At 41.0% G+C, this 766-nt stretch carries 1 protein-coding gene; it reads left to right on the top strand.

Annotation, left to right across the window (positions count from 1 at the left end; genetic code table 11):
- Window positions 1-456 precede the first annotated feature (456 nt).
- Window positions 457-766 (top strand): transposase (locus HMJ38_RS25090; RefSeq protein ID WP_228780184.1); only part of this gene is annotated, 310 nt, incomplete at its 3' end.

Genomic DNA, 766 nt, shown 5'->3' with positions numbered 1-766 from the left:
TAAAAAAACATTCAAGAATCCTTTAAGACATCACCTTGTCACTTCGACGAAAGGAGAAGTCTATACCCTGAGGCATGATAGATTTCTCTCTACGTTCGAAATGACAAAGGAAAGGTCATTGACATAATTGAACCAAATGCTGCATGCAAAAGGAATAAATTTAATTGTCCTTGTCACCTCGATCCCGACAACAGTACGGGAGAGAGGTCTAATCAACCTTAAGGCAGAATAGATTTCTCTCCCGATAGCCATCGGGATCGAAATGACAAATTGGGAGCCTTGGACACTATAGGGCCAGAATTTTTAGGGCTTCTTGAGAATCCTTTAAGATTCTGATTTTCAGTCAATAACTTAACAAAAACATAACATAAAAACCCCGAATTTGGCTGTTTTTAGCTTTTTCCGGGGTTTTCTTTTTTGTATTTTAAGGTTGCAGACTTAAATACAATTAAAGTTATGATTCAGCTTCCTCTTTTCAAAGACTTCGACGGATATTCTCCAAAATATCATTTTTTCAAGAATTCATTGTTGGGCCAGATACATGATTCCATCCCCTGGGATGATCTTGTTTCCTGTCTTCCCGAAGAACGCTCGGGAAGAGGTGCCCCAAGCTGGTTTGGCGGCAAGGGCATGTTTGCACTCATGTTTCTGAAGGCCTATCTCAACACCAGTGACAGGCAATTGTTGGAGCGCTACAACACAGACTGGGCGTTACAGTATTTTTGCGGCAAAGTACTGGCCGAAAACCAGCATATCAGAGACATGA

Source organism: Aquiflexum lacus, from assembly GCF_015476655.1.
Taxonomy (GTDB): Bacteria; Bacteroidota; Bacteroidia; order Cytophagales; family Cyclobacteriaceae; genus Aquiflexum; species Aquiflexum lacus.
Note: the sequence above shows the minus strand (reverse complement) of the source record. Positions and strands in the feature narration are given on the sequence as shown.